22 protein-coding genes are annotated in these 18,757 nt (G+C 45.7%); 11 read left to right on the forward strand and 11 right to left on the reverse strand.

Annotated features, from left to right (window positions below; genetic code table 11):
• Positions 1-88: 88 nt before the first annotated feature.
• On the forward strand, positions 89-253 hold the full coding sequence (locus A5868_RS19130) for a hypothetical protein (RefSeq protein ID WP_176281331.1): 165 nt from the start codon (positions 89-91) through the stop codon (positions 251-253).
• Between the two features lie 34 nt (positions 254-287).
• Here the strand turns inward: A5868_RS19130 and rarD are convergent, their stop codons facing one another.
• The 9 genes from rarD to A5868_RS15440 all read right to left on the reverse strand — a co-directional run bounded on the left by rarD (position 288) and on the right by A5868_RS15440 (position 6,381).
• Positions 288-1,178: an EamA family transporter RarD gene (rarD, locus tag A5868_RS15405; RefSeq protein WP_086304619.1), complete on the reverse strand. Its 891-nt coding sequence runs from the start codon at positions 1,176-1,178 to the stop codon at positions 288-290.
• A 100-nt stretch (positions 1,179-1,278) separates the two neighbouring features.
• Positions 1,279-1,926, reverse strand: coding sequence for a hypothetical protein (locus tag A5868_RS15410; protein WP_086304621.1), 648 nt, complete (start codon positions 1,924-1,926; stop codon positions 1,279-1,281).
• A gap of 57 nt (positions 1,927-1,983) precedes the next feature.
• Complete coding sequence (locus A5868_RS15415; RefSeq protein ID WP_086304623.1) at positions 1,984-2,241, reverse strand: hypothetical protein; 258 nt, start codon at positions 2,239-2,241, stop codon at positions 1,984-1,986.
• 127 nt (positions 2,242-2,368) lie between these two features.
• A complete protein-coding gene (locus A5868_RS15420) occupies positions 2,369-2,887 on the reverse strand; it encodes an HdeD family acid-resistance protein (protein WP_086304625.1) in 519 nt (172 codons plus the stop codon).
• 105 nt (positions 2,888-2,992) lie between these two features.
• Complete coding sequence (locus A5868_RS19135) at positions 2,993-3,166, reverse strand: hypothetical protein (RefSeq protein ID WP_155857523.1); 174 nt, start codon at positions 3,164-3,166, stop codon at positions 2,993-2,995.
• 171 nt (positions 3,167-3,337) lie between these two features.
• Complete coding sequence (locus A5868_RS15425; protein WP_086304627.1) at positions 3,338-3,769, reverse strand: GNAT family N-acetyltransferase; 432 nt, start codon at positions 3,767-3,769, stop codon at positions 3,338-3,340.
• 86 nt (positions 3,770-3,855) lie between these two features.
• Entirely contained in the window at positions 3,856-4,035 is a 180-nt protein-coding gene (locus A5868_RS15430) for a hypothetical protein (RefSeq protein ID WP_086304629.1), read from the reverse strand.
• Positions 4,036-4,178: 143 nt separating this feature from the next.
• On the reverse strand, positions 4,179-5,348 hold the full coding sequence (locus A5868_RS15435; protein ID WP_086304631.1) for a galactokinase: 1,170 nt from the start codon (positions 5,346-5,348) through the stop codon (positions 4,179-4,181).
• Between the two features lies 1 nt (position 5,349).
• Entirely contained in the window at positions 5,350-6,381 is a 1,032-nt protein-coding gene (locus A5868_RS15440; RefSeq protein WP_086304633.1) for a galactose-1-epimerase, read from the reverse strand.
• A gap of 579 nt (positions 6,382-6,960) precedes the next feature.
• On the opposite strand from A5868_RS15440, the gene A5868_RS15445 reads away from it, so the two are divergent.
• Both A5868_RS15445 and A5868_RS15450 read left to right on the forward strand, forming a co-directional pair.
• Positions 6,961-9,006 (forward strand): glycosyltransferase family 2 protein, encoded by a 2,046-nt coding sequence (locus A5868_RS15445; protein ID WP_086304635.1) that lies wholly within the window; start codon positions 6,961-6,963, stop codon positions 9,004-9,006.
• Entirely contained in the window at positions 9,003-10,583 is a 1,581-nt protein-coding gene (locus tag A5868_RS15450; protein WP_086304637.1) for a glucosyltransferase domain-containing protein, read from the forward strand. The genes A5868_RS15445 and A5868_RS15450 overlap by 4 nt, the downstream gene beginning before the upstream one ends.
• Before the next feature lie 85 nt (positions 10,584-10,668).
• Here the strand turns inward: A5868_RS15450 and A5868_RS15455 are convergent, their stop codons facing one another.
• On the reverse strand, positions 10,669-10,872 hold the full coding sequence (locus tag A5868_RS15455; protein WP_010778561.1) for a hypothetical protein: 204 nt from the start codon (positions 10,870-10,872) through the stop codon (positions 10,669-10,671).
• Positions 10,873-11,029: 157 nt separating this feature from the next.
• Between A5868_RS15455 and A5868_RS15460 the strand changes: the two genes are divergently transcribed.
• The 3 genes from A5868_RS15460 (at position 11,030) to A5868_RS15470 (ending at position 13,335) form a co-directional block, all read left to right on the forward strand.
• Complete coding sequence (locus A5868_RS15460) at positions 11,030-11,935, forward strand: AraC family transcriptional regulator (protein WP_010778560.1); 906 nt, start codon at positions 11,030-11,032, stop codon at positions 11,933-11,935.
• Positions 11,936-12,062: 127 nt separating this feature from the next.
• The gene (gene deoC, locus A5868_RS15465; protein ID WP_044926833.1) at positions 12,063-12,764 is read left to right on the forward strand and encodes a deoxyribose-phosphate aldolase; all 702 of its coding nucleotides are present in this window, start codon (positions 12,063-12,065) and stop codon (positions 12,762-12,764) included.
• Between the two features lies 1 nt (position 12,765).
• Positions 12,766-13,335 (forward strand): YdeI/OmpD-associated family protein, encoded by a 570-nt coding sequence (locus A5868_RS15470; protein WP_010778558.1) that lies wholly within the window; start codon positions 12,766-12,768, stop codon positions 13,333-13,335.
• A 27-nt stretch (positions 13,336-13,362) separates the two neighbouring features.
• Here A5868_RS15470 and A5868_RS15475 read toward each other — a convergent pair whose 3' ends face one another.
• Complete coding sequence (locus A5868_RS15475) at positions 13,363-14,460, reverse strand: NAD(P)/FAD-dependent oxidoreductase (RefSeq protein WP_010778557.1); 1,098 nt, start codon at positions 14,458-14,460, stop codon at positions 13,363-13,365.
• A 140-nt stretch (positions 14,461-14,600) separates the two neighbouring features.
• Between A5868_RS15475 and A5868_RS15480 the strand changes: the two genes are divergently transcribed.
• The 5 genes from A5868_RS15480 to A5868_RS15500 all read left to right on the forward strand — a co-directional run bounded on the left by A5868_RS15480 (position 14,601) and on the right by A5868_RS15500 (position 18,680).
• Entirely contained in the window at positions 14,601-14,927 is a 327-nt protein-coding gene (locus A5868_RS15480) for a PadR family transcriptional regulator (RefSeq protein ID WP_010778556.1), read from the forward strand.
• Between the two features lie 3 nt (positions 14,928-14,930).
• Positions 14,931-15,875, forward strand: coding sequence for a permease prefix domain 1-containing protein (locus A5868_RS15485; protein WP_086304639.1), 945 nt, complete (start codon positions 14,931-14,933; stop codon positions 15,873-15,875).
• A 168-nt stretch (positions 15,876-16,043) separates the two neighbouring features.
• A complete protein-coding gene (locus A5868_RS15490) occupies positions 16,044-17,348 on the forward strand; it encodes a Y-family DNA polymerase (RefSeq protein ID WP_086304640.1) in 1,305 nt (434 codons plus the stop codon).
• A gap of 2 nt (positions 17,349-17,350) precedes the next feature.
• The gene (locus A5868_RS15495; RefSeq protein WP_086304642.1) at positions 17,351-17,764 is read left to right on the forward strand and encodes a hypothetical protein; all 414 of its coding nucleotides are present in this window, start codon (positions 17,351-17,353) and stop codon (positions 17,762-17,764) included.
• A gap of 208 nt (positions 17,765-17,972) precedes the next feature.
• On the forward strand, positions 17,973-18,680 hold the full coding sequence (locus A5868_RS15500) for a putative ABC transporter permease (RefSeq protein ID WP_086304644.1): 708 nt from the start codon (positions 17,973-17,975) through the stop codon (positions 18,678-18,680).
• Positions 18,681-18,757: the final 77 nt, after the last annotated feature.

Consider the following 18,757-nt stretch of genomic DNA (forward strand, 5'->3'; position numbering starts at 1 on the left):
TAAGTTATTGAAAACGGCATAAAATCCCGCTATGATGGATAAATGAAGAGACACTCGTTGGAATGATAGGAAGAAAAGGGGAAGCGATATGGAACGCCAATACTTAGTTCAAGTAGAAACGATCATCGGGGAAATGACTGAAGAGACCTTTCGGACACATCGTGAAGCGCTGTGTTATGCGACCGATTACCAAAGAGTAAAGAAAAGCAAAGTATTCAGATCAGGGGAAGTCGTTCATCATTTTACCTATTAAGAAAGCTTCTAAAAGCAAAAAAAGAGGGAGACGTCTACGGACGAATCCCTCTTTTGCGTGTTTCGATAAGATTTCCTGCTACGAAAATCAGTATGGCTAACCAAATAAACGCGAAGGCAATAAATTGCGGCAACTGGTAGGGCTCATGGAATAGAAAGATCGCCATCGCCAGCATGATCGTTGGGTTGACGTATTGCAAAAAGCCGAGCGTGATATACGAAAGTTTTTTCACCGCCGTCGCAAAGAGCAGCAACGGGATCGCCGTAACGATGCCGGCTCCGATCAGCAGCCAATTCGTAGTGGCGGGATACTGCATAAAGCCTACCGGTGAAACAACGAATAAATAAATCAACGCGATTGGGGCGATGATCAGTGTTTCAAGAGTAATGCTTGTCGCTGCACTCAAATCCAATTGTTTCTTAGTCACGCCATACAAACAAAAGCTTGCTGCAAGGAAAATTGAATTAAAGGGAAAGACGCCCGTTTGAATCGTCAGCAGCACGACGCCCACAAAAGCGGAGAGACTGGCTAATTTCGCCTGCTTCGTCAAAGGCTCCTTTAGGTAGATCGCGCCAGCGAGGACGTTCAGCAGGGGATTGATATAATAGCCCAGACTAGCCTGCTGGACTTGTCCGATCGAAACAGTATAGATATAGATTCCCCAATTGAGGGAAATAAAAATCGCTGCAACAATAATAGCAAGTGTCTTTTTATTACTTTTTAGCAGCGCTTTGACCTCTTGGAGAAACCCGGGGACTTTTCGGAAAACGATCAAGTAAAGAGTCATAAAGACCAGAGACCAGATGATCCGATAAAAAAGAATGTCGACGGGACCGACATTTCCCAATAATTTCCAATAGAGGGGAAGGATGCCCCAAAGAATGTACGCGCTGAACCCATAAACCAACCCTGAATCTTTTTTCATTGAAACCTCCTTAGTTCCGTCATGTTCACTTAGTTTAACATAAACGCTCAAGAGAATTTATAGAAAAAAGCAGCTTTGATGAATCAAAGGGAAGATTTTTTTAGCCGTCAAGTTCTGTTTTCAAATTATCGAAAAACGAATGAAGATATTTTTGGACAAAAAGAAACACGCGGCAGCCAATGTACAGACTTCCCGCTAAAAGAATCAGCACGTGGATCTTGTGATCAACGTGAAACGTCGCGACAATCACCTTTAGCGATCCGAACGAGAGGGAATAGTGAAAAAGCTTTTCCAAAACGAGCTCCGCCGACAATGCACCGATCACTAAGGAAGAAAGCGCGACGTAAATGGATTGAAGCGAAAATTCCAAGCTGATGAAGGGGGTCGTTTCGCCAAGGAGACTCATGGTTTTAAAAGACGCACGCTGGTCGTTCGCCATATGAAAAAACAATCGCCGAATCGCGCTCAGCGTCACTATCAGACAAAGCCCCGCTAAAAAGGTAGAGCAATGTTTAAAAACAGTCGTCAGCATTCCGCTGGGGGAGATCAGATCCATGATGGCCATGCCGCCGTGACTCGCGGCTTCTCTGACTGCGTGATCGTGCCAGTGGGAGAAGAACAGACTGATGGTGAGAAAGGAAAAGGCGATGAAGGAGGACAAGCAGCTCAAGGCGAGTGACGCTAGAATACCGGAGCTGCGGGTCAAATTTTTGATCGAATTTTCCAATAAATAATAGAGTTTGATCATGTGGATACCTCGTTTCAGATAGGGATAGTCAAAAAAGCCATTCAGACGAGTGAATGGCTAGGGATTGGAACGATTTTTTTTGCAGGAAAAAAACAAAGCGGCGCCAACGACGACACCATAATATAAAATGGGTAAAAGCGGCGTCTCCACATTGTCAAAGGAATAATAATAGAAAACGAGTGAGCCACCAGAGAAAACAAGGGTAGCGAGCAGTTGCAGTAAAGAGGGATTTTTCTTGACTAATGCGAGGGTGTAAGGGCCTAGGACAGCACCCAGCAGGCAAAGCAGAAAAGCAACAACATCTCTTGTCAGCATCGTAACATCCTCCTTTTTCACGTATTCGTTTGGAAAAATGCCAGTAATCGGCTCACAAATAGTATAGCATGCAGAGGCGCGCTCAGGGTAAAAAAATAGAGACACACGGTCTCTATTTCTTGCTTGATTAAAATGCATACGCGATAAGTGAAATACCTGCCATCATAAAGTAGAAGCCTACTAGGAAGGCAAGTGTAAGAGCGGAAGTCAAAGGATTGAATAAAAGCATGAATCCTAAGATAACGCCGATCACGTCGATCGCGATGTGGAACCAGTAATAGCCGGTGCTTCCAAGTTTGTAAATGCTCGCTGTAAGGAGACCAACGATCGAATCGAAGAGAAACCAAATCGCAAAAACAAATGGCAAAGCGACCAATCCAGCAGTGATGTTGAATAAGAAGAAAATACCGATCAAGATATCAACGACTCCTAAAACCATCATCAACGTAGATTTTTGATTCGTAAATTCGTGAAGTTTACGTCTAAAGAATAATTCAAAGAGTCCTTTTAAAATTGCTGAAAAAGCAAAGACATAAACAATGGCAACGAGACTGCTTCCTGGATCTCTAAATGCAGCAAGAGAAACGAGAATAAAAAGAATCCCCATCAAAAAATAAGGCCAGCTAAAGATTGTTTTTCTTTCCATATTTTTCACCCCCTTGAAAAAATAGTACCACTTACTGAAAAAATATGAAAAGAAAACGATCACTCGTCAGAAAATAAACCGTTCTCATAGAAGAAAAGGGAATTTTTATTGGTTTTGTCCATGCTTAATGGCTTTAAAGGCATTGATCCCAAAAGAGATCAGAAAGAAGAAGCTCGCCCATTTGAAGATCGGGCCTTCTTGAAACGCAAAAAACAGCGAGACGAAAAAATAAGAAAGCGCAATGTAGAAGTAGGGGTTGTGCAGCCCTTTGAATTTCATGATACTCACCTCTTTTAAGGCAGTATAAAGGTTTGAAGAGGCGCCGTCAAAATGTAGGACTTTCCGACAACAAGTGCCGATAAGCTGGGAACGAGAAGGGTCTATTTACCAGAAGAAGAACTCCGCAAAAAAACACACTGCATTGAAAAGCTGCAGTGTGTTTGAGCTGAACTAGGCCTGCCAAGACATCAACACTTCGGATTCGTTGGTTTCTGGATCAAGTCGTTCCTCTTGGCTATCAAAATGATTTTTCTGATAAAAGCGTAATGCCGCGGCATTCTTTTTGTAAACGGCTAAGGTCAACTGCTGGTGATCGGACTTCGCTGTATTCAATAGTTGGGTGCCGATGCCCAGTGAACGATAGGCGCTTAAAACAAAGATGCCGGCGATGTAGTCGTCCATCATTCCGAGGAAGCCGACGATGGTGCCTTCGTGAAAATAGGCATAGATCGATGCCTGGGAGAAGGCTTCTTTCACCGCGGCCTGATTGCTCAGCCAATAGTCTTCACTGATGAAAGCATGGGCATCGATGTTGCTTTTCAGCCATATGTCGGAGAGTATCGTTAATTCATTTTCTGTGAGGTTGTTCAATTGTTTGATCATTCTTTTTTCCTTTTCTAAAAAATGTCATTTATTCTTCGTCTTGGATTTTTAGGGAATCCGACTGCATTTTCTATTCAAAAAGCCGGTCACTCTTTTGATTTGAAAAGCGGCTCTTGAGGGGACGTGTAGTAGTCGCTATTCAGCGTTTCTTCTTTTTTCTTTCCCAGCACTGAAACCAGCATCGGGCTAAAGCCCAAGAGTCCCAGTAAGAGAGCGACGGGGATGTAGAAGCGTTTCTGTTCAAACAGTGGGGTCTTTTTTTTCATCGTCAAGCCTCCATTCGATACCTAAGTTCTGTCTTTAAGTTTATCAGAATCCAGTATGCAAAAAAAGAAGCGGGGGAGTGTTTTCTCGATGGAAGAAAAAAACGCCCTCCCCGCAAAAGAGGAAAGGCGTTCATAGAAGACGGTTAATCGAGTTTCGTGGTTCCGCTGCCGATGTGGGCGACGTAAAAATCAGGCGCATAGCCGACCGTGTTCATATACGTGTCATAAACATTGTTTTTAAACGCGGGAATCGTGTCTTCTTTGACTAGCGCGATGGCGCAGCCGCCGAAACCAGCGCCTGTCATCCGTGCCCCCAAAACACCTGCCTGTGCCTGGGCCGCGTCAACAAGGGTGTCCAATTCGATCCCCGTCACTTCATACTCATGACGCAGCGAATCGTGAGACGCATTCAAAAGCTGACCGAAGGCTTCCAGATTGCCATTCTCTAATTCTGCTTTGGCCTTCAAGGTCCGTTGGTTCTCGGTCACCGCATGACGGGCACGGTGGATCAAGGTGTCATCACCGATCAGCTCCGTGTTTGCTTCAAAGGTTTCTTCATCCAAATCACCCAAGGCGTGAATGTCTAGCTTCGTTTGCAGGCGGGCAAGAGCCTCTTCGCATTCACTGCGGCGCTCGTTGTACTTGGAATCCGTTAATTCACGGCGTTTATTGGTGTTCATGATCACGATGGCATAGCCGTCGAGCTTTACGGGGACCATTTCATAAGCCAAAGTATTGGTATCCAGCAGGATCGCTTGGTCCACATCACCAAAGCCGATGGCAAATTGATCCATGATCCCTGAATTGACGCCGATAAACTCATTTTCTACTTTTTTACCGGTTTGGACCAGCTCAAGACGGTCCGTATCCAGTTCAAACAGATCCTCTAAAACAACACCCACTAATAATTCTAAAGAGGCGCTGCTGGAAAGGCCAGCACCGTTGGGGATCGTGCCTTCAACGAGTAATTCAAAACCGTGATCGATGGTGTGTCCGGCTTCCTGCATTTTCAGGATCATGCCTTTTACATAGTTTGCCCAATTGTCCTTTTTATCGTAGGCCAACTGATCGATGGCAAAGGAGATCACTCCGACATCCTCAAAGTTGGTGGAGTAGACCAAGACTTTTTTATCGTCACGAGGCGCGGCGGAACCATACGTTCCGTAGGTGATCGAAGCGGGGAAGACATGACCGCCATTGTAGTCGGTATGTTCCCCGATCAAGTTGATTCGACCGGGTGAGAAATAGTGTGTGGTTTTCTTTGGTCCAAAAATTTCAGCAAATGTTGTCGTTAGCTCGCGAGTGCTGGCCATATTAATTTCCTTCTTTCATGAGTAGTTTGTATTCAGTCGTCGTTTCAAATGTTTGCTGGGCGGGCAGGGTGATCGAACCGAATGCTGGAAATTGTTCGGCACCGGGAGCAATTTGAGTTTCAAAAGTGATCCCGCCATGATCTGCGAGTTTTTTTCCTTGCAGCTCTGGCCCGTCATTGCCGAAGTTCGCAGTGAAGATCACCACGCTGGAGGCATCCGTTGAGACGATCAGCTCGGTCGTGCCGTCAGGACTGGTCAATCGCGCGGCCGGTTTCTCCAAAAGGCTGTCCTTTAAGAAGAAGGGATGATCAAGCCCGTTGTATTGCTTCGTCTGGTCAAAGCTGCTGGTGAACACATCCGCTAGCGGCCGTGGGTGCTGGAAGTCCAGCGGTGTTCCCGTGACAGGAGCTTTTTCGCCTGTTGGAAGTACATCCGGACGCAAAGAAGCAAAGTGGTCGCTGTTCAGCCAAAGCATGTGTTCAGCGATCGACTGAGTGACGTCGCCGGTCAGATTAAAATAAACATGGTTGGTTGGATTAAACAGGGTCGCCTGATCGCTTGTTCCTTTAGTGGTCACCCGCCAAACGTTCTCTTTCGTCAATGTGTGGCGAACCTCTATGTCCAAGTTGCCGGGAAAACCGTGCTCGCCGTCAGGACTGCTACTGGTGAAGACTACTGACGCTTCGTCATCCCCATTTTCCACTCGATAGGCCCATTTTTTCGTCTCAAAGCCCGGCTGCCCGCCGTGAAGAGAATGCCCCGTCTTTGGATCGATCGCGACCTGATAGTCCCTGCCTTCAAGCGTAAAGCGGCCGTTTTCGATCCGTCCAGCGGTACGACCGATAGAAGCCCCGATAAACGCATCCTTTTCTAAATATTCTTCGGCTGAATCAAAACCTAAGACCAATTCTTTATCCCAACCTAAACGAACGATCCGTGCCCCTAAGTCAGAGACAGATAAATGGAAACCGTCTTCATTTTCTAGCGTGATCAGTTGATAGCCTTTGCCAAAAGGCGTTTCTGTAATTTGCATTTAAAAAACCTCACTTTTTGTGTAGTAGAAATGTTTCGTGTCCCAATAAGTGTAGCGATTTCTCAAGAAAGTGACAAGGAATAGCCGCTTTTTTACGTATCTTTAGTTTAACAAGAAATCGTTTTCTCCATAACGTCTTTCTGTGACGACTATTTAACTTTTTGTTGCATGTTACTAAAGGGAAAAAGAGCATCTATAGCGCCAGTCTTAACGGAATGTTCATTTCTTTGAGCAGGCATTTATCTCATTATATAGAAGAGAAAATGACGATCGTTGAAGCGTGGCGGAATCCTGAATGGCACATCTGTTTCTTTTTTTGACTATCTTCGGATGGAAATTATAATAATCGGGTCAATTGAGCATTATATTTGATTGTAATTGGTAGTCGCTTCGATAAATAATCTATAAAGTTTTTATTGACTGTTTTTATTGGGATTGATAAAGTGTTTATTGTGTATTTCTTATTATTTTAAACTATTTTTACCGATATTTATAGTTATTTTATATATAATAATATTATTATATGTTAGTGGGAGAAAATAAAAGAAAGATTATGAAACAAATAAGGGGAATGTTGGGATGGACAAAAAAAAGAGAATTATTGTATTTTTAGCGATCATTAGTCAAATAATTTATTTATTATTCCGATTTAGGTACACGCTGCCGTTTCGTTGGGGCTTTCACACCCTATTTTTAGCGTTGCTGCTGTTGCTGTCTGAGTTTTCATCGAATTTACAGGGGATCTATGAATTCATCACGATCGCTGGAAAGAAGGCGTTGAAAGAGGTTCCTCTTGAACCGGAGCAGTATCCTCATGTGGATATTTTGATCACCACGCACAACGAAAGCCACGAGCTGCTGTATAAAACGATCAATGCCTGCAAAAATTTGAGTTATCCTGATACGAAAAAGGTCCACGTGTACTTATGCGACGATAGTTGCCGCGAGGAGATGAAGAATATCGCGGCGCTGTTTGACATTCACTATATCGGGATGCGAAAAGAAGACAACCCCGATAAAAAGGCGGGGAATGTGAACAATGCGTTGCAGCATTCGTCATCGCCTTTGGTGGCTTGTTTGGATTGCGATATGATCCCTAAAAGCGATTTTTTGCTGAAGGTCGTTCCGTATTTTTATGAAACTGAAAACAATACAGACGAAGAGATCGCGGCGTATTCCGAGGAATTAGCGGAAAACGGGTATCAGTATAAAATCGGCTATGTTCAAACGCCGCAGGATTTCTATACGTTGGATCTTTTTCAATACAATTTGTTCGCGGACAACATTTTACCGAATGAGCAGGATTATTTTTTCAAGCACGTCAACGGTGCTCGTGTCCCGTTTAACTCGGCGATTTATTGCGGCTCAAATGCGATCATCTCAAGAGACGCGCTGGAATCCACAGGCGGCTTGTCGACAGACAGTATCACAGAGGATTTTTCTTCCAGTATCAAAATGCAAAAAGCCGGCTATCTGGGACGTGTGCTCTCAGAAAGTTATGTGTACGGCTTGTGTCCCTTTACGATCGAGGACTTGAAGGACCAACGGGTTCGTTGGAGCAGAGGCTTCGTGCAGGGAATCCGAAGCAATCGCCTGCTTTTCAGTAAATTGTCGCTTCTCTCAAAGTTTAGCTACCTGATTCTATACAATTATTGGCTGCTGCCTTATCGTAAGCTGGCGTTTTTGTTTATTCCCATCATCAGTGTGCTGTTCAACTTTAGGATCGTGGACACAGATATTCTGCTCTTGCTGCTGGTTTGGCTGCCGGCCTACATGATCTACAATTGGGCCCTGTCTTGTGTTTCGGAAAAATCCTTGAATCGAACCTACAGCAACCTTGTCGATACGATTTTGACACCCTATATCGCGTGGCCTTTATTTAAAGAATTAGTGGGCATCAGGGAAGAGCATTTTGTCGTGACCCCGAAAGATTTTTGGCGGATCAATGAAGCGCCGCCCAAGCGCTACGTGGTGTTCAACGTGGTGGGCTTGCTATTGACCGTCGTCTCGATCGCGGCAAGTATCCTCAATATCTATGCAATCCCGACGGCGTCACAAGTATTTATTTTGTTCTGGCTATGCCAAAACGCCGTGAGCTTTTTCTATGGGATCAGCTTCAACCGGCCGCGAAAGGGGATCGACAATGAATTTATCCGTTGGAATCTGGTGTTGCAGGGCATACTCACCTTTGGTCCTGAAGGGGAGGGGGCGATCGAGGTTGAGACGGTGTATTTAAATGAAGAACGCATCCACTTGAAGGCGGCTGAGGGCGTCGACTCGTTTCTCGATCATCATGGAAAACTCCAACTCTCAGACGAACGGTATACGACCGAGTTGACGGTTCAGGTTCGGTCGTGTGGGGAGGACGGGATCGAGCTTTTCATTGAAGAACCGATCGATGAGGTGAATCCCGCCTACAATCAGTATTTGCACCTTCTGCATGATCGACCGACCACCTACACGACGACGATCGTCAATCAAAACTTTTGGATCGATAATTTTGATAAAAATTTCATCAACGCTTTTAAAGTCGGCGAATGGCGGGGCTGGAAAGAGAAGAAAAAAGAGCTGTCTGGGTTTCCGTTGCAACGAGACACCGAAAAGAAAGGAGCTGAATCGAAGTGACGAAGGGAGTGCCGACTTTTAAACGCAAGGATTTTCTAGTACTGGGGATCAGCTATCTTGCAGGCCTTATCGTTCATTACACCGTTTATACTCATCAGTTGATGACCCCTGATGGGACGATGGCGGGTTTTTATCGGATGAGCGGGGAATGGGAGCTTCGTTTAGGCCGCTGGGGCTTGGTAGTTGCGGATGCGCTGCAAGGCGGGCTGAATAACGCCGCATTTTCTGCGATGCTGAGTCTGCTGTTTATCAGCTTGAGTGGTGTTCTTTTGATGAAGCTGTTCGCCATAAATCAGCCTTTGTTAGGTGTCTTGCTTTGCTTGACGCTGACGTGTTCTCCCATGACGGCGATGATTTTGATGTACCCGTATTGTGCCGTTCCTTATAGTCTGTCGATTCTCTTCGCTATTTTAGCAGCGGTCCTCGCCTTTTTGTCTGCGCCAAAAAATCTGTGGGCGATTGGTGCAGGGCTGCTGCTGCTGACAGTGTCGATCAGTTTCTATCAAAGCAATCTCGGGGCATTTTTAATCGCAGGCGGCGGCTATGTGGTGCTGTATCTGCTTGATCCGACCCACACTTTTACAGACGTACTAGCGGGTGTCAAAAAATTCGTTGGGATCAGTGCCGCGGGAGTGGTGGTATACGCGATCATCCTGAAGCTTTCTTTACTCAGCGCTGAGTTGACGATGGCGGCGTATAAGAATGCGGATCAGCTCTCACCAATCACCAGTCTGAGAGCCATGAACAGCACGATCTTGGCGACCTATCGCACGTGCTATCAATTCTTTTTTGGCGATGAAATTGTGAGAAATGCCTTTGGAGAGCGCTATTTCTATTTCGGCTTAGGGCTGTTTTCTCTCCTGATTTTTGCCTTTCTCGCCATCCAAATAAAACGCTCGCCGGCGATTTTCTTTCTGGCGACGGGTCTTTTAGCTATTTTTCCAATTTTCGCAAATGTGATCCAGCTGGCGATTCCGGGGACCTTTGTTTATTTATTGATGGCTTCGGGGATGACAGTAATCGTTCCATTTCTGATCGGGCTGTTCTGTTTATGGCACCGCTCAGTTGGTTTTTCAGGTAAGAAGAAGCGAAGGCTGACCGCTCTATTTGTCAGTATACTCGTGGGATTGGTGTGGACGTACAGTTTGACGAATCAAAACGATGCATTGGTGATGTTGAGCGATCAGCGGCAAAGCACGCAATTAGCTAATCGCATTTGGGCCCAATTGGAGCAACGTGCTGATTATCGAAAGGACGAGACCACTCTTTTGATCGCGGGGACGCCACATAAGGGGAATTACCCGACGCCGTACCCTGAGCTCATGAAAAAAGCGAACGAGGGGGCGAAATTCGGCACTGTCTGGGAAACTTACGAGGGCAATATCGAGGCGTGGTACAATTTCTTTCAGCTGCATTTAGGGGTAACCTATAAACGCTGTTCTGTCGAAAAGTTTGAAAAAATCGCGAAGACAAAAGCCTACCAGGAGATGCCCTTGTATCCAGAAAAAGAGTCGATCCAGAAGATCGAGGGCGTATGCGTCGTGAAATTATCGAATATCTCAGAGGAGGATCAGTAGCAGAAACCGCCAGCAGTTCTCACTGTTGGCGGTTTTTTTGTGGGATATAGTATTATTAAATTTAGAGAATTCAAAACGAGACGGATCATTTTTTTCGGAGAATCCCCCATAATTCTTTTAAGGCCCAAAAGATGAAGACCGGGACGATCACTGTGAGCAGCAGGGTGAAAATACTGCGATAGGAGAATGCATAGTCGATGTATGGATTGATTTTTTGCAACAGCAGCGTGCTAGGGACGATCAGACAAATCAGCAATGTTTGGATGAGCTGTTTCAAACTCTTTTTCACAAGACCATTCCTTTCCATACGCAAGAGAATGCTTTATTTTTAGGGTAGCATGAAGGGCAGGAGTATTGGGAGAATCCCCAATAGTTTCGGTTTTCGGTAAAAAAAAGGGCACTTGTTCGTGTATAATTTAAAGAAACGATTCGTTGGGAGGAAAAAGATGGAGCAAACCATTTTTTTGAAAAAGGAGCAGCATCAAGTAACCACTGATCTTCATTTTGACTTTTGCGGGATCTCCAAAACGCTGCCTTTCCATTCGTTTGGTCCAGCGATCCGCCAAAATTATATTTTGCATGTCGTGATGGAGGGCAGGGGGACCTATCAGGTCAAGAATCAGCAGTATCACTTAAAAAAAGGCGATTTGTTTTTGATTCGTCCGGGGGATTCTACGTTTTATTTGGCTGACGGAGAGGAGCCGTGGATGTATGGCTGGCTTTCCTTTAGCGGTGAGGCGGCGGAGACGATCTTGCAGCACACCCATTTTCGAGACGCCCACTATACGATGGTCTCCTCCAATATCCAGAATTACATCGATACGATCTTGGCCTGTCTTTCTTTTTCAGAGGAGACGATGGAAAATGAGCTGCGTTTGAACGCGTTGACCCATCAGTTTTTAGCGGATCTGATCGCGGATGGTGGGAAGAGCCATTTAGGCGAGACCAAAAAATATTCTCCGTTGGCTGTTGAGACGGTCGCCTACATCGAAGCGCATTATTCAGAGCAGTTGACCGTAGAAGCGATCGCGCGTCAGCTATCCGTGAACCGCAGTCATTTGTCGCGGGTCTTTCGCAATCACATGGACAGCAGCATCAAAGACTACATTCTAGGTGTCCGAATCAATCGCGCCGCCTTTTTACTTTCAATGACCGAAGAGACCGTGGAAACGATCGCGGGGCAGGTTGGGTTCAACAGTCTTGTGGTATTTAGCCGGATGTTCAAAAAGATGACTGGAGAGACGGCGACCGCCTATCGCAAGCGTATGAAAAGAGAAGAAAGCCAGACGATTTCTTTGGATGGGTGGAAGCAGCAATTGGAAAAACAAGACGTCGTTCGCCGCGCGACATAACGAAGATAGCGTTTACAACGAGCGTCGGTTACCCTATACTTGAATAATAAGGAATAGGGTTATTTTCTTTGCCCTAAATCGACTTGTTCTGTTAGAAAATAATCTAAAAAACAGGAGGGTACCAATGATGAAAAAAGCGAGTGAGCTGTCCGTGAAAGAATTAGGCGCCTACATTGATCAATCCGTGTTGAAGCCGGATTTTACAGAAGCAGAGATTCGTCAATACATTCAAGAAGGGATCGACTATCATTGCGCTACGGTGTGTGTGAATCCATCTTCGCTGGACATCGCCGCCGAGATGACGGCTGGAACGGACACGAAGATCTGTGTGGTCTGCGATTTTCCCTTTGGAACCAGCACGACGGCCTCCAAAGTGCTGCAGGCAGAGACGTATTGCCAGCGTGAAGACATTTACGAGCTGGACATCGTGGCGAATTTCGGTTGGCTTCGCAGTGGGAAATACGAAGAAGTCACTAGAGAGCTGCGGGTGATTACGGAAGCGTGCCATGCCCACGGCACCGCAGTGAAAGTCATTCTTGAGACAGACACCTTGAATGAGGAACAGATACGGCAGGGGTGTGAGTGTGCGATCGCGGCAGAAGCAGACTTTGTCAAAACCAGTACGGGCTTTATCACTGGCTATGAAGGCAAAGGAGCCACAAATGAGGTGATCCGGCTGATGATGGATCAATGCGACGGTCGAATCAAGATCAAAGGCAGCGGCGGTATCCGAACAAGAGAGCATTTCTTGGAATTGATCGACATGGGGATCGATCGGATGGGCATCGGCTTTAAATCAACGCCAGTCGTTCTAGGAATAGAGAAGTAATATGGAAGAAAAAAAGAAGGTGTTCTTTGAGACGGCAGCCGATTTTCGGGAATGGCTTGCCGAAAATGCCGAGATCAGCGGCGGCGTTTGGCTGACATTCGGCAAAACAAAAAACGTCAAAACGCTGAAGGCGGGCGAAGCGTTGGAAGAAGCGTTGAGCTTCGGCTGGATCGACGGGGTCATGAAAAAAGTCGATGAGCACGCGTACTTAAAATACTTTGCGCCACGGCGTAAAAACAGTAAATGGTCGGAGAAAAACAAAAAAATCGTCGCAAAGCTGGAAGCACAGGGGCGAATGACGCCCCTCGGTCAGGAGAAGGTGGCAGAGGCGAAAGCAAACGGGCAATGGGAAAATGCGACGAAGCCTTCAGCGATCACAGATGAACAAATCGCCGAAGTCGCTGCCTTATTGAAGGCCGTACCACTAGCGCTGGAAAATTTCCATAACATGTCGCCTTCCGTAAAAAAAACCTATACCCGTGCGTATTTTGATGCCAAAACAGACGCAGGCAGAGGGAAACGATTGGCTTGGATGACGGAACGTTTAGAGAAAAACTTAAAACCGATGTAAAAAAAGCGCTGGGATCTTTTTTCGATCTCAGCGCTTTTCTGTGTGGATATAGTTCGTTATGGTTTTTTGGTAGTCGTCCCAGTTGGCTTCGCCCGTATTCATATACTGTGCCAACAAATACCCGATATACGGCCCCGTCGTCAATCCCGAAGAACCTAGCCCGCTGGCGACCAGCAGCCCGTCCGTCAAGGAACCGAAGAAGGGGGCGAAATCAGAAGTATAAGCGCGAGTCCCTACACGAAAATGAGCAGGGGCGGCGAGGATTTTTTCCGGTTCCGCCAAAAAGGGCATTGCGCCTTCTGTGAGCTGCTTGAATGCCTGATCCGTCGCCTTCAGATCCCAGCCCGCGTCGTTTTCATGGGTCGCCCCTAACAAGATTTTCCCATCTAAAAAGGGGATCAAATCGGCTTCGCCATCCAGCATCGCGACAGGGAAGTCGCCGCTGTTTTTTAGCGTTGTCTGGAACACAAGCAGTTGCCCCTTTTGCGGACGCAGGTCTGCTTGATAGCCGAGAGGTGCCAGCAGCTCTTTGAGATGAGGACCGACTGTCAAAATAATTTGGTCGAAAGTGTCCTTTTTCTCTGCGTAGGTGATCGTTTTTTCATCCAACAGCTTCACACGCTGAGAAACGAAGGCGACGCCCGAATGCTCGGCCTTTTTTCGCATATGAATCAAATAGGCTTTGCCATCTAAGCGACCGCCGCCGCTGATCTTTAACGCAGGCGCCGGCTTCAGCAAGGGCAGTGCGTCGTGAGTCTGTTCCCTTGAAAGTCGCTCGATCGTGCCGATCTCCGGTGCGTCTTTTTTTCGTTCTTCCGCCAAGGTAAAAAGCGTGTCTAATTGTTTTTCAGGCCGCAGCAGCAGTGTTCCTGAACGCTGATAGATCGTGTGATCCAAGTGAAAATCTTGGACCAATTTTGGGAAAAAGGCCGCGCCGTCTTTTGCCAATCGGTACCATTGCTTGTTGCGTCGTTTCGACAACCAAGGCGAGATGATCCCCGCACTGGCACTGGTTGCTTGTCCTGTCGGCTCATCAAACAAGGTCACGTGGTATTTTTTTGGATCTATATAATTCGCCAGCGTCATGCCGATGATGCCGCCGCCGATAATCGCGATTTCTTTCATGTCTTCACTTCTTTCCGTTATTGATTTTGACATACCCAGACAAAATTTTCAATCAATGACCCATATTTTACTTTACCTGTCGTAGTAATTGTCGTACAATGATTACAACGACAGATGAAGTAATTTCAGGAGGTGGCAAAATGATTTCGAGCGATGGGATTCGCGGGTACAATGATGTCATCATTTTGTCCGTATTGAAGGAAGGCGATTCTTATGGATACGCTGTTTCCCAAAAAATTCGCGATGTGAGTGAGGAAGTCTATGTGATCAAAGAGACGACCTTATACTCCGCCTTCAACCGATTGGAGAAAAATGGGTATATCCATTCGTATCCAGGAGAAGTTACCCATGGAAAAAAGCGCACGTACTACCACATCACCGATATAGGCCTGACTTTTTTAGAAGAAAAGCGAAATGAATGGAAGCAAACTAAAAAAGTTGTGAACCGATTTATGAAAGAAGGGTAAAAAATGGATACGATAAAAAATTATGTGGAGACATTGTTTCTCGAATTTCCAAATACGAAGGAAGTCCAACGGGCAAAGCAAGAGATTCTCACGATCATGGAAGATCATTATTTAGCGCTGATCGATGAAGGAAAAAGTGAACACGAAGCGATCGGTCAAGTCATCAGTGAATTCGGCTCTGTCGATGAGCTGCGGGAGGAGCTGGAGTTTGCGACTCGGGAGAGAGAACCCGACAACGGTATCGAAGAAGAGGAAATGTACCAGTATTTAGAGCATCGCAAGAGAGACGCCAAAGGTCTGAGCATCGGGATCAGCGGATGTCTGCTCGCGGTGGGCGCTCTTTTGGGATTCAGTATAGCCGGTGCGGAGATGGTGGGGATGCTGCTGTTCTTTATCCTCCTCGCCATCAGTGTCGGTATCATTATCTACAATGGGATGCAATTTTCTAAAAACAGTAAAGGATTGAATGACCGCTACATTCCTGTCGAGTGCAACAAAGAAGCGCAAAAGTTAAAACAAGGCTATCAAAAAAGTTTCCAAGTCAGCTTGGTTTTCGGTGTCTGTCTTTGCGTATTGAGCGTGGCGCCTTTGTTCTTTTTCCAAATCTTTACTTATGCGGAGAACGGGCTGCCCTTCATGTTCTTCTTCTTAGCATTGGGAGTATTCTTGATCGTTTACGGAAGCATCAACTACGCCAGCTTTGATAAATTCATCAAAGAAAAATATTTTATCGCAGACGAAGATGAATTAGGTCCTAACGCGATGCAGGAAAAATACGGGGAATCTGCCCGCGCAAAGTATGTTTTTCAAAAAGTGTATTGGCCGCTAGTGGTGATCATTTATTTTGCTTGGTCCTTCATGCTGGGGGGCTGGGGAATCAGTTGGGTGGTCTTTGTCGTAGCAGGTATTTTTTATAGCGTATTAGAAACAGTTTTTGTGAAGCGGTAAGCAGTAAAAACAAGACGAACGTTCGAAGCAGGAAAAGGCTTCGGACGTTTTTTTGTGGTTTGGTTGAATAGAGGAAAAGCAACGAAAAAAAGTTCTATCCAAATGATTGACAAAATTCCAGAATAAACTTAAACTGAAATCGAACATATGTTTGCATTGGAGGTGGATATGTTGAGTAACATTTACGAAGGAGAGCCGGTCAGAGATGTTTTTTGCATGGACTCGAAAAGTTTTTATGCCAGTGTGGAGTGTATCGAGCATGGATTGAAGCCATTGGAAGATATGCTCGTCGTGATGAGCGGCGATCGAGAGAATGCGGGTCTTGTGTTAGCGGCGAGCCCGATGGCGAAAAAGAAATTAGGCATCAGCAATGTCAGTCGTGGATTTGAGATTCCCAATCACCCGGACCTGCATGTCGTCCCGCCGCGGATGACGTTGTACATTCAATACCATATGCGTATCCAGGAGATTTTTCGGCAGTACATGGCAGAGGAAGACATTCATACATATAGCATTGATGAACAATTTGGCGATTTGACTCATAGCTGGAAATTATTCGGCAAAAGTTCGGAGGAAGTCGGCAGGATGATCCAACAGGAGATCATTGATAAGATCGGCATCTATACCTCGTTAGGGATGGGAGACAATCCCTTATTGGCAAAGATCGCGATGGACAATGAAGCAAAAAACAGAGACGATCACTTCGCTCATTGGCGGTATCAAGATGTACCGGAAAAGATTTGGCCGCTTCGTCTGAGTGACTTTTGCGGCATCGGTCGGCGGATGGAACGGCGCTATCAACTGATGGGGTTTTATACGATGGGGGACCTTGCCCACACGGATCCGTTTATTTTAAAAAATCATTTTGGTGTGATGGGTATGCAGCATTACATGCATGCATGGGGCATTGATCGTTCGGTCCTTTCACAAAAAGACCTGTACCCTGAGAAGGAAAAATCCATTGGGAATTCCCAAGTGCTGCCTAAGAATTATGCCCATAAAGGGGACATTCTTACGGTATTGGCGGAAATCTGTGAACAGGTGGCACAGCGGCTGCGAAAAAAAGAGGTATTGGGCGGCACGCTCCATTTAGGGATTGCATATGCCTACTTTGGCAGCGGGAAACGAGGCGGGTTCCATCATCAAGTAAAAATCCCTCCTACTAACCAGTCAAAGGAACTGACGCAAGTCGCACGGACACTGTTTGAAAAATATTGGGACCGTTCAGAGGTTCGGAACATCTCTATTACGGTCTCGTCTTTACGACCGGCTGGGAGTTTACAGCTGAATCTGTTTGAAGAGCCGCTACAGACGATCAAAGAGGAGAAGATCGATGATGTCATAGCCCAGATCCGCAACCGTTACAAATTCACGTCGATCGTACGCGCCCACTCATTGAATGAAGGGGCGACCGCGATTCGACGCGTCGGCTTGGTGGGCGGCCATGCTGGCGGGATGGAAGGAATGGATTAACCATGATCTATGATGAAGACAGTGCGAAGCAGCTTTTTATGGAAGCCAAGCGGGTCTATGAAGACCGAGGAATGATGAAATGGATCGGGTTTTACCTTTCCGACCATACCGCGGTACTAAACAAGGAATCCGCGGCACGCAGTCGGATCAATAGTGAAAAAGAACAAATGACGGTGGAGGAAATTGGTGCGACCTTGCAGCAAGGCTTTCTCCAAAACAAACGCTTGGCGATCCAGCTAGAGGCGCTCGACAGCGAAGGAAATTACTTGGATGATCTCGTAGGAAAGCTCGTCGGTCAAAAAGACGAGCAAATCTATCTCGACGAAGAGGAACGAGGCGTCTTACATATGACCATTGAACAGATCCATCATGTAGAACTATTAAAACCTAAGAAAATTTTGACAAATGATCAATAACCTAAAACCCTTCATCGCATCGTTGATGAAGGGTTTTTTATTTTCAAAAATAAAGGCGCTGTCTGCTACTGTCGAGGCTGGTGAGCAAGATATGGATCAAAATAGTCTAAAGTTCACACGCAATCCTCCATAAGAGGCAAATCTTTTTATAGTTCCAACTTTTTTGCTATAGTTATTTTAAGATAGAAGAAGAGGGGGAAAGAATCGAATGGATCACTTATTTATGACTTTCTTAGTTTACTCAATGATTGGCTGGCTCTGGGAAAGTTTCTATTGTTCAATGAAAGCGAGGCACTATGTGTATCGAGGCTTTTTACTGGGTCCCTATTGTCCAGTCTATGGCTTCGGCGTCGCTTCCGTACTGATTTTAGTTCCTGAAAACGCGGGGACCTTGTTGAACTTATACTTTAATATTGTTGTGATCGTCACGATTATTGAGTTCATCACGAGCTGGATGTTAGAGAAGTTCTTTGGAATGAAGCTTTGGGATTACACAAAAGTGCCCCTGAATATTGAAGGGCGGGTCGCTGTACCGGTTTCTTTATTTTGGGGTGTCGGCTGTCTGATTCTGATGAAGGTAATCAATCCCGTTATTCAGGATGGAATTCAGGAATTTATTGATGCGACCAACCATTTAGGTCCTGTCATTTTAGCGGCTCTCTTTGCGGCAGATGTTGCTTCGACACTGATCTTCACCGTAACGACAAAAAAGGAAGTATCGTCTGTTATTGATACTTCTGATCCAGAAAATGCCGCGGTGAAGGAATTCCGCCTGAAGCATCTGATAAGCAACCATCACTCCTCTACCAGCAGGGAACAGGTATTGAAAATGATCAAGGAGCGTCCGAAGAATTTAACACGCCGCAACTTGAATCGATTGGCTAAAAACTATCCAAATATGCACTTTAAAAAATAGTCGATCGTTCACCAGGCCATTTCTGAATAAAACAAAATAGGTATAAAAAATAAAGACAGGAAGCGTTTTTCTTGTCT

This window comes from Enterococcus sp. 12F9_DIV0723 (assembly GCF_002174375.1).
Classification (GTDB): Bacteria; Bacillota; Bacilli; order Lactobacillales; family Enterococcaceae; genus Enterococcus_A; species Enterococcus_A gilvus.

Bases quoted from the DNA above. Each gene is read 5' to 3' on its own strand.
- A5868_RS15410 (WP_086304621.1), bottom strand. From the start codon at position 1,926: ATGATCAAACTCTATTATTTATTGGAAAATTCGATCAAAAATTTGACC.
- A5868_RS19130 (WP_176281331.1), top strand. From the start codon at position 89: ATGGAACGCCAATACTTAGTTCAAGTAGAAACGATCATCGGGGAAATG.
- A5868_RS19135 (WP_155857523.1), bottom strand. From the start codon at position 3,166: ATGAAATTCAAAGGGCTGCACAACCCCTACTTCTACATTGCGCTTTCT.
- A5868_RS15475 (WP_010778557.1), bottom strand. From the start codon at position 14,460: ATGAAAGAAATCGCGATTATCGGCGGCGGCATCATCGGCATGACGCTG.
- A5868_RS15425 (WP_086304627.1), bottom strand. From the start codon at position 3,769: ATGATCAAACAATTGAACAACCTCACAGAAAATGAATTAACGATACTC.
- A5868_RS15440 (WP_086304633.1), bottom strand. From the start codon at position 6,381: ATGCAAATTACAGAAACGCCTTTTGGCAAAGGCTATCAACTGATCACG.
- A5868_RS15460 (WP_010778560.1), top strand. From the start codon at position 11,030: ATGGAGCAAACCATTTTTTTGAAAAAGGAGCAGCATCAAGTAACCACT.
- A5868_RS15485 (WP_086304639.1), top strand. From the start codon at position 14,931: ATGGATACGATAAAAAATTATGTGGAGACATTGTTTCTCGAATTTCCA.
- A5868_RS15430 (WP_086304629.1), bottom strand. From the start codon at position 4,035: ATGAAAAAAAAGACCCCACTGTTTGAACAGAAACGCTTCTACATCCCC.
- rarD (WP_086304619.1), bottom strand. From the start codon at position 1,178: ATGAAAAAAGATTCAGGGTTGGTTTATGGGTTCAGCGCGTACATTCTT.
- A5868_RS15420 (WP_086304625.1), bottom strand. From the start codon at position 2,887: ATGGAAAGAAAAACAATCTTTAGCTGGCCTTATTTTTTGATGGGGATT.
- A5868_RS15480 (WP_010778556.1), top strand. From the start codon at position 14,601: ATGATTTCGAGCGATGGGATTCGCGGGTACAATGATGTCATCATTTTG.
- A5868_RS15470 (WP_010778558.1), top strand. From the start codon at position 12,766: ATGGAAGAAAAAAAGAAGGTGTTCTTTGAGACGGCAGCCGATTTTCGG.
- deoC (WP_044926833.1), top strand. From the start codon at position 12,063: ATGAAAAAAGCGAGTGAGCTGTCCGTGAAAGAATTAGGCGCCTACATT.
- A5868_RS15415 (WP_086304623.1), bottom strand. From the start codon at position 2,241: ATGCTGACAAGAGATGTTGTTGCTTTTCTGCTTTGCCTGCTGGGTGCT.
- A5868_RS15490 (WP_086304640.1), top strand. From the start codon at position 16,044: ATGTTGAGTAACATTTACGAAGGAGAGCCGGTCAGAGATGTTTTTTGC.
- A5868_RS15495 (WP_086304642.1), top strand. From the start codon at position 17,351: ATGATCTATGATGAAGACAGTGCGAAGCAGCTTTTTATGGAAGCCAAG.
- A5868_RS15500 (WP_086304644.1), top strand. From the start codon at position 17,973: ATGGATCACTTATTTATGACTTTCTTAGTTTACTCAATGATTGGCTGG.
- A5868_RS15445 (WP_086304635.1), top strand. From the start codon at position 6,961: ATGGACAAAAAAAAGAGAATTATTGTATTTTTAGCGATCATTAGTCAA.
- A5868_RS15435 (WP_086304631.1), bottom strand. From the start codon at position 5,348: ATGGCCAGCACTCGCGAGCTAACGACAACATTTGCTGAAATTTTTGGA.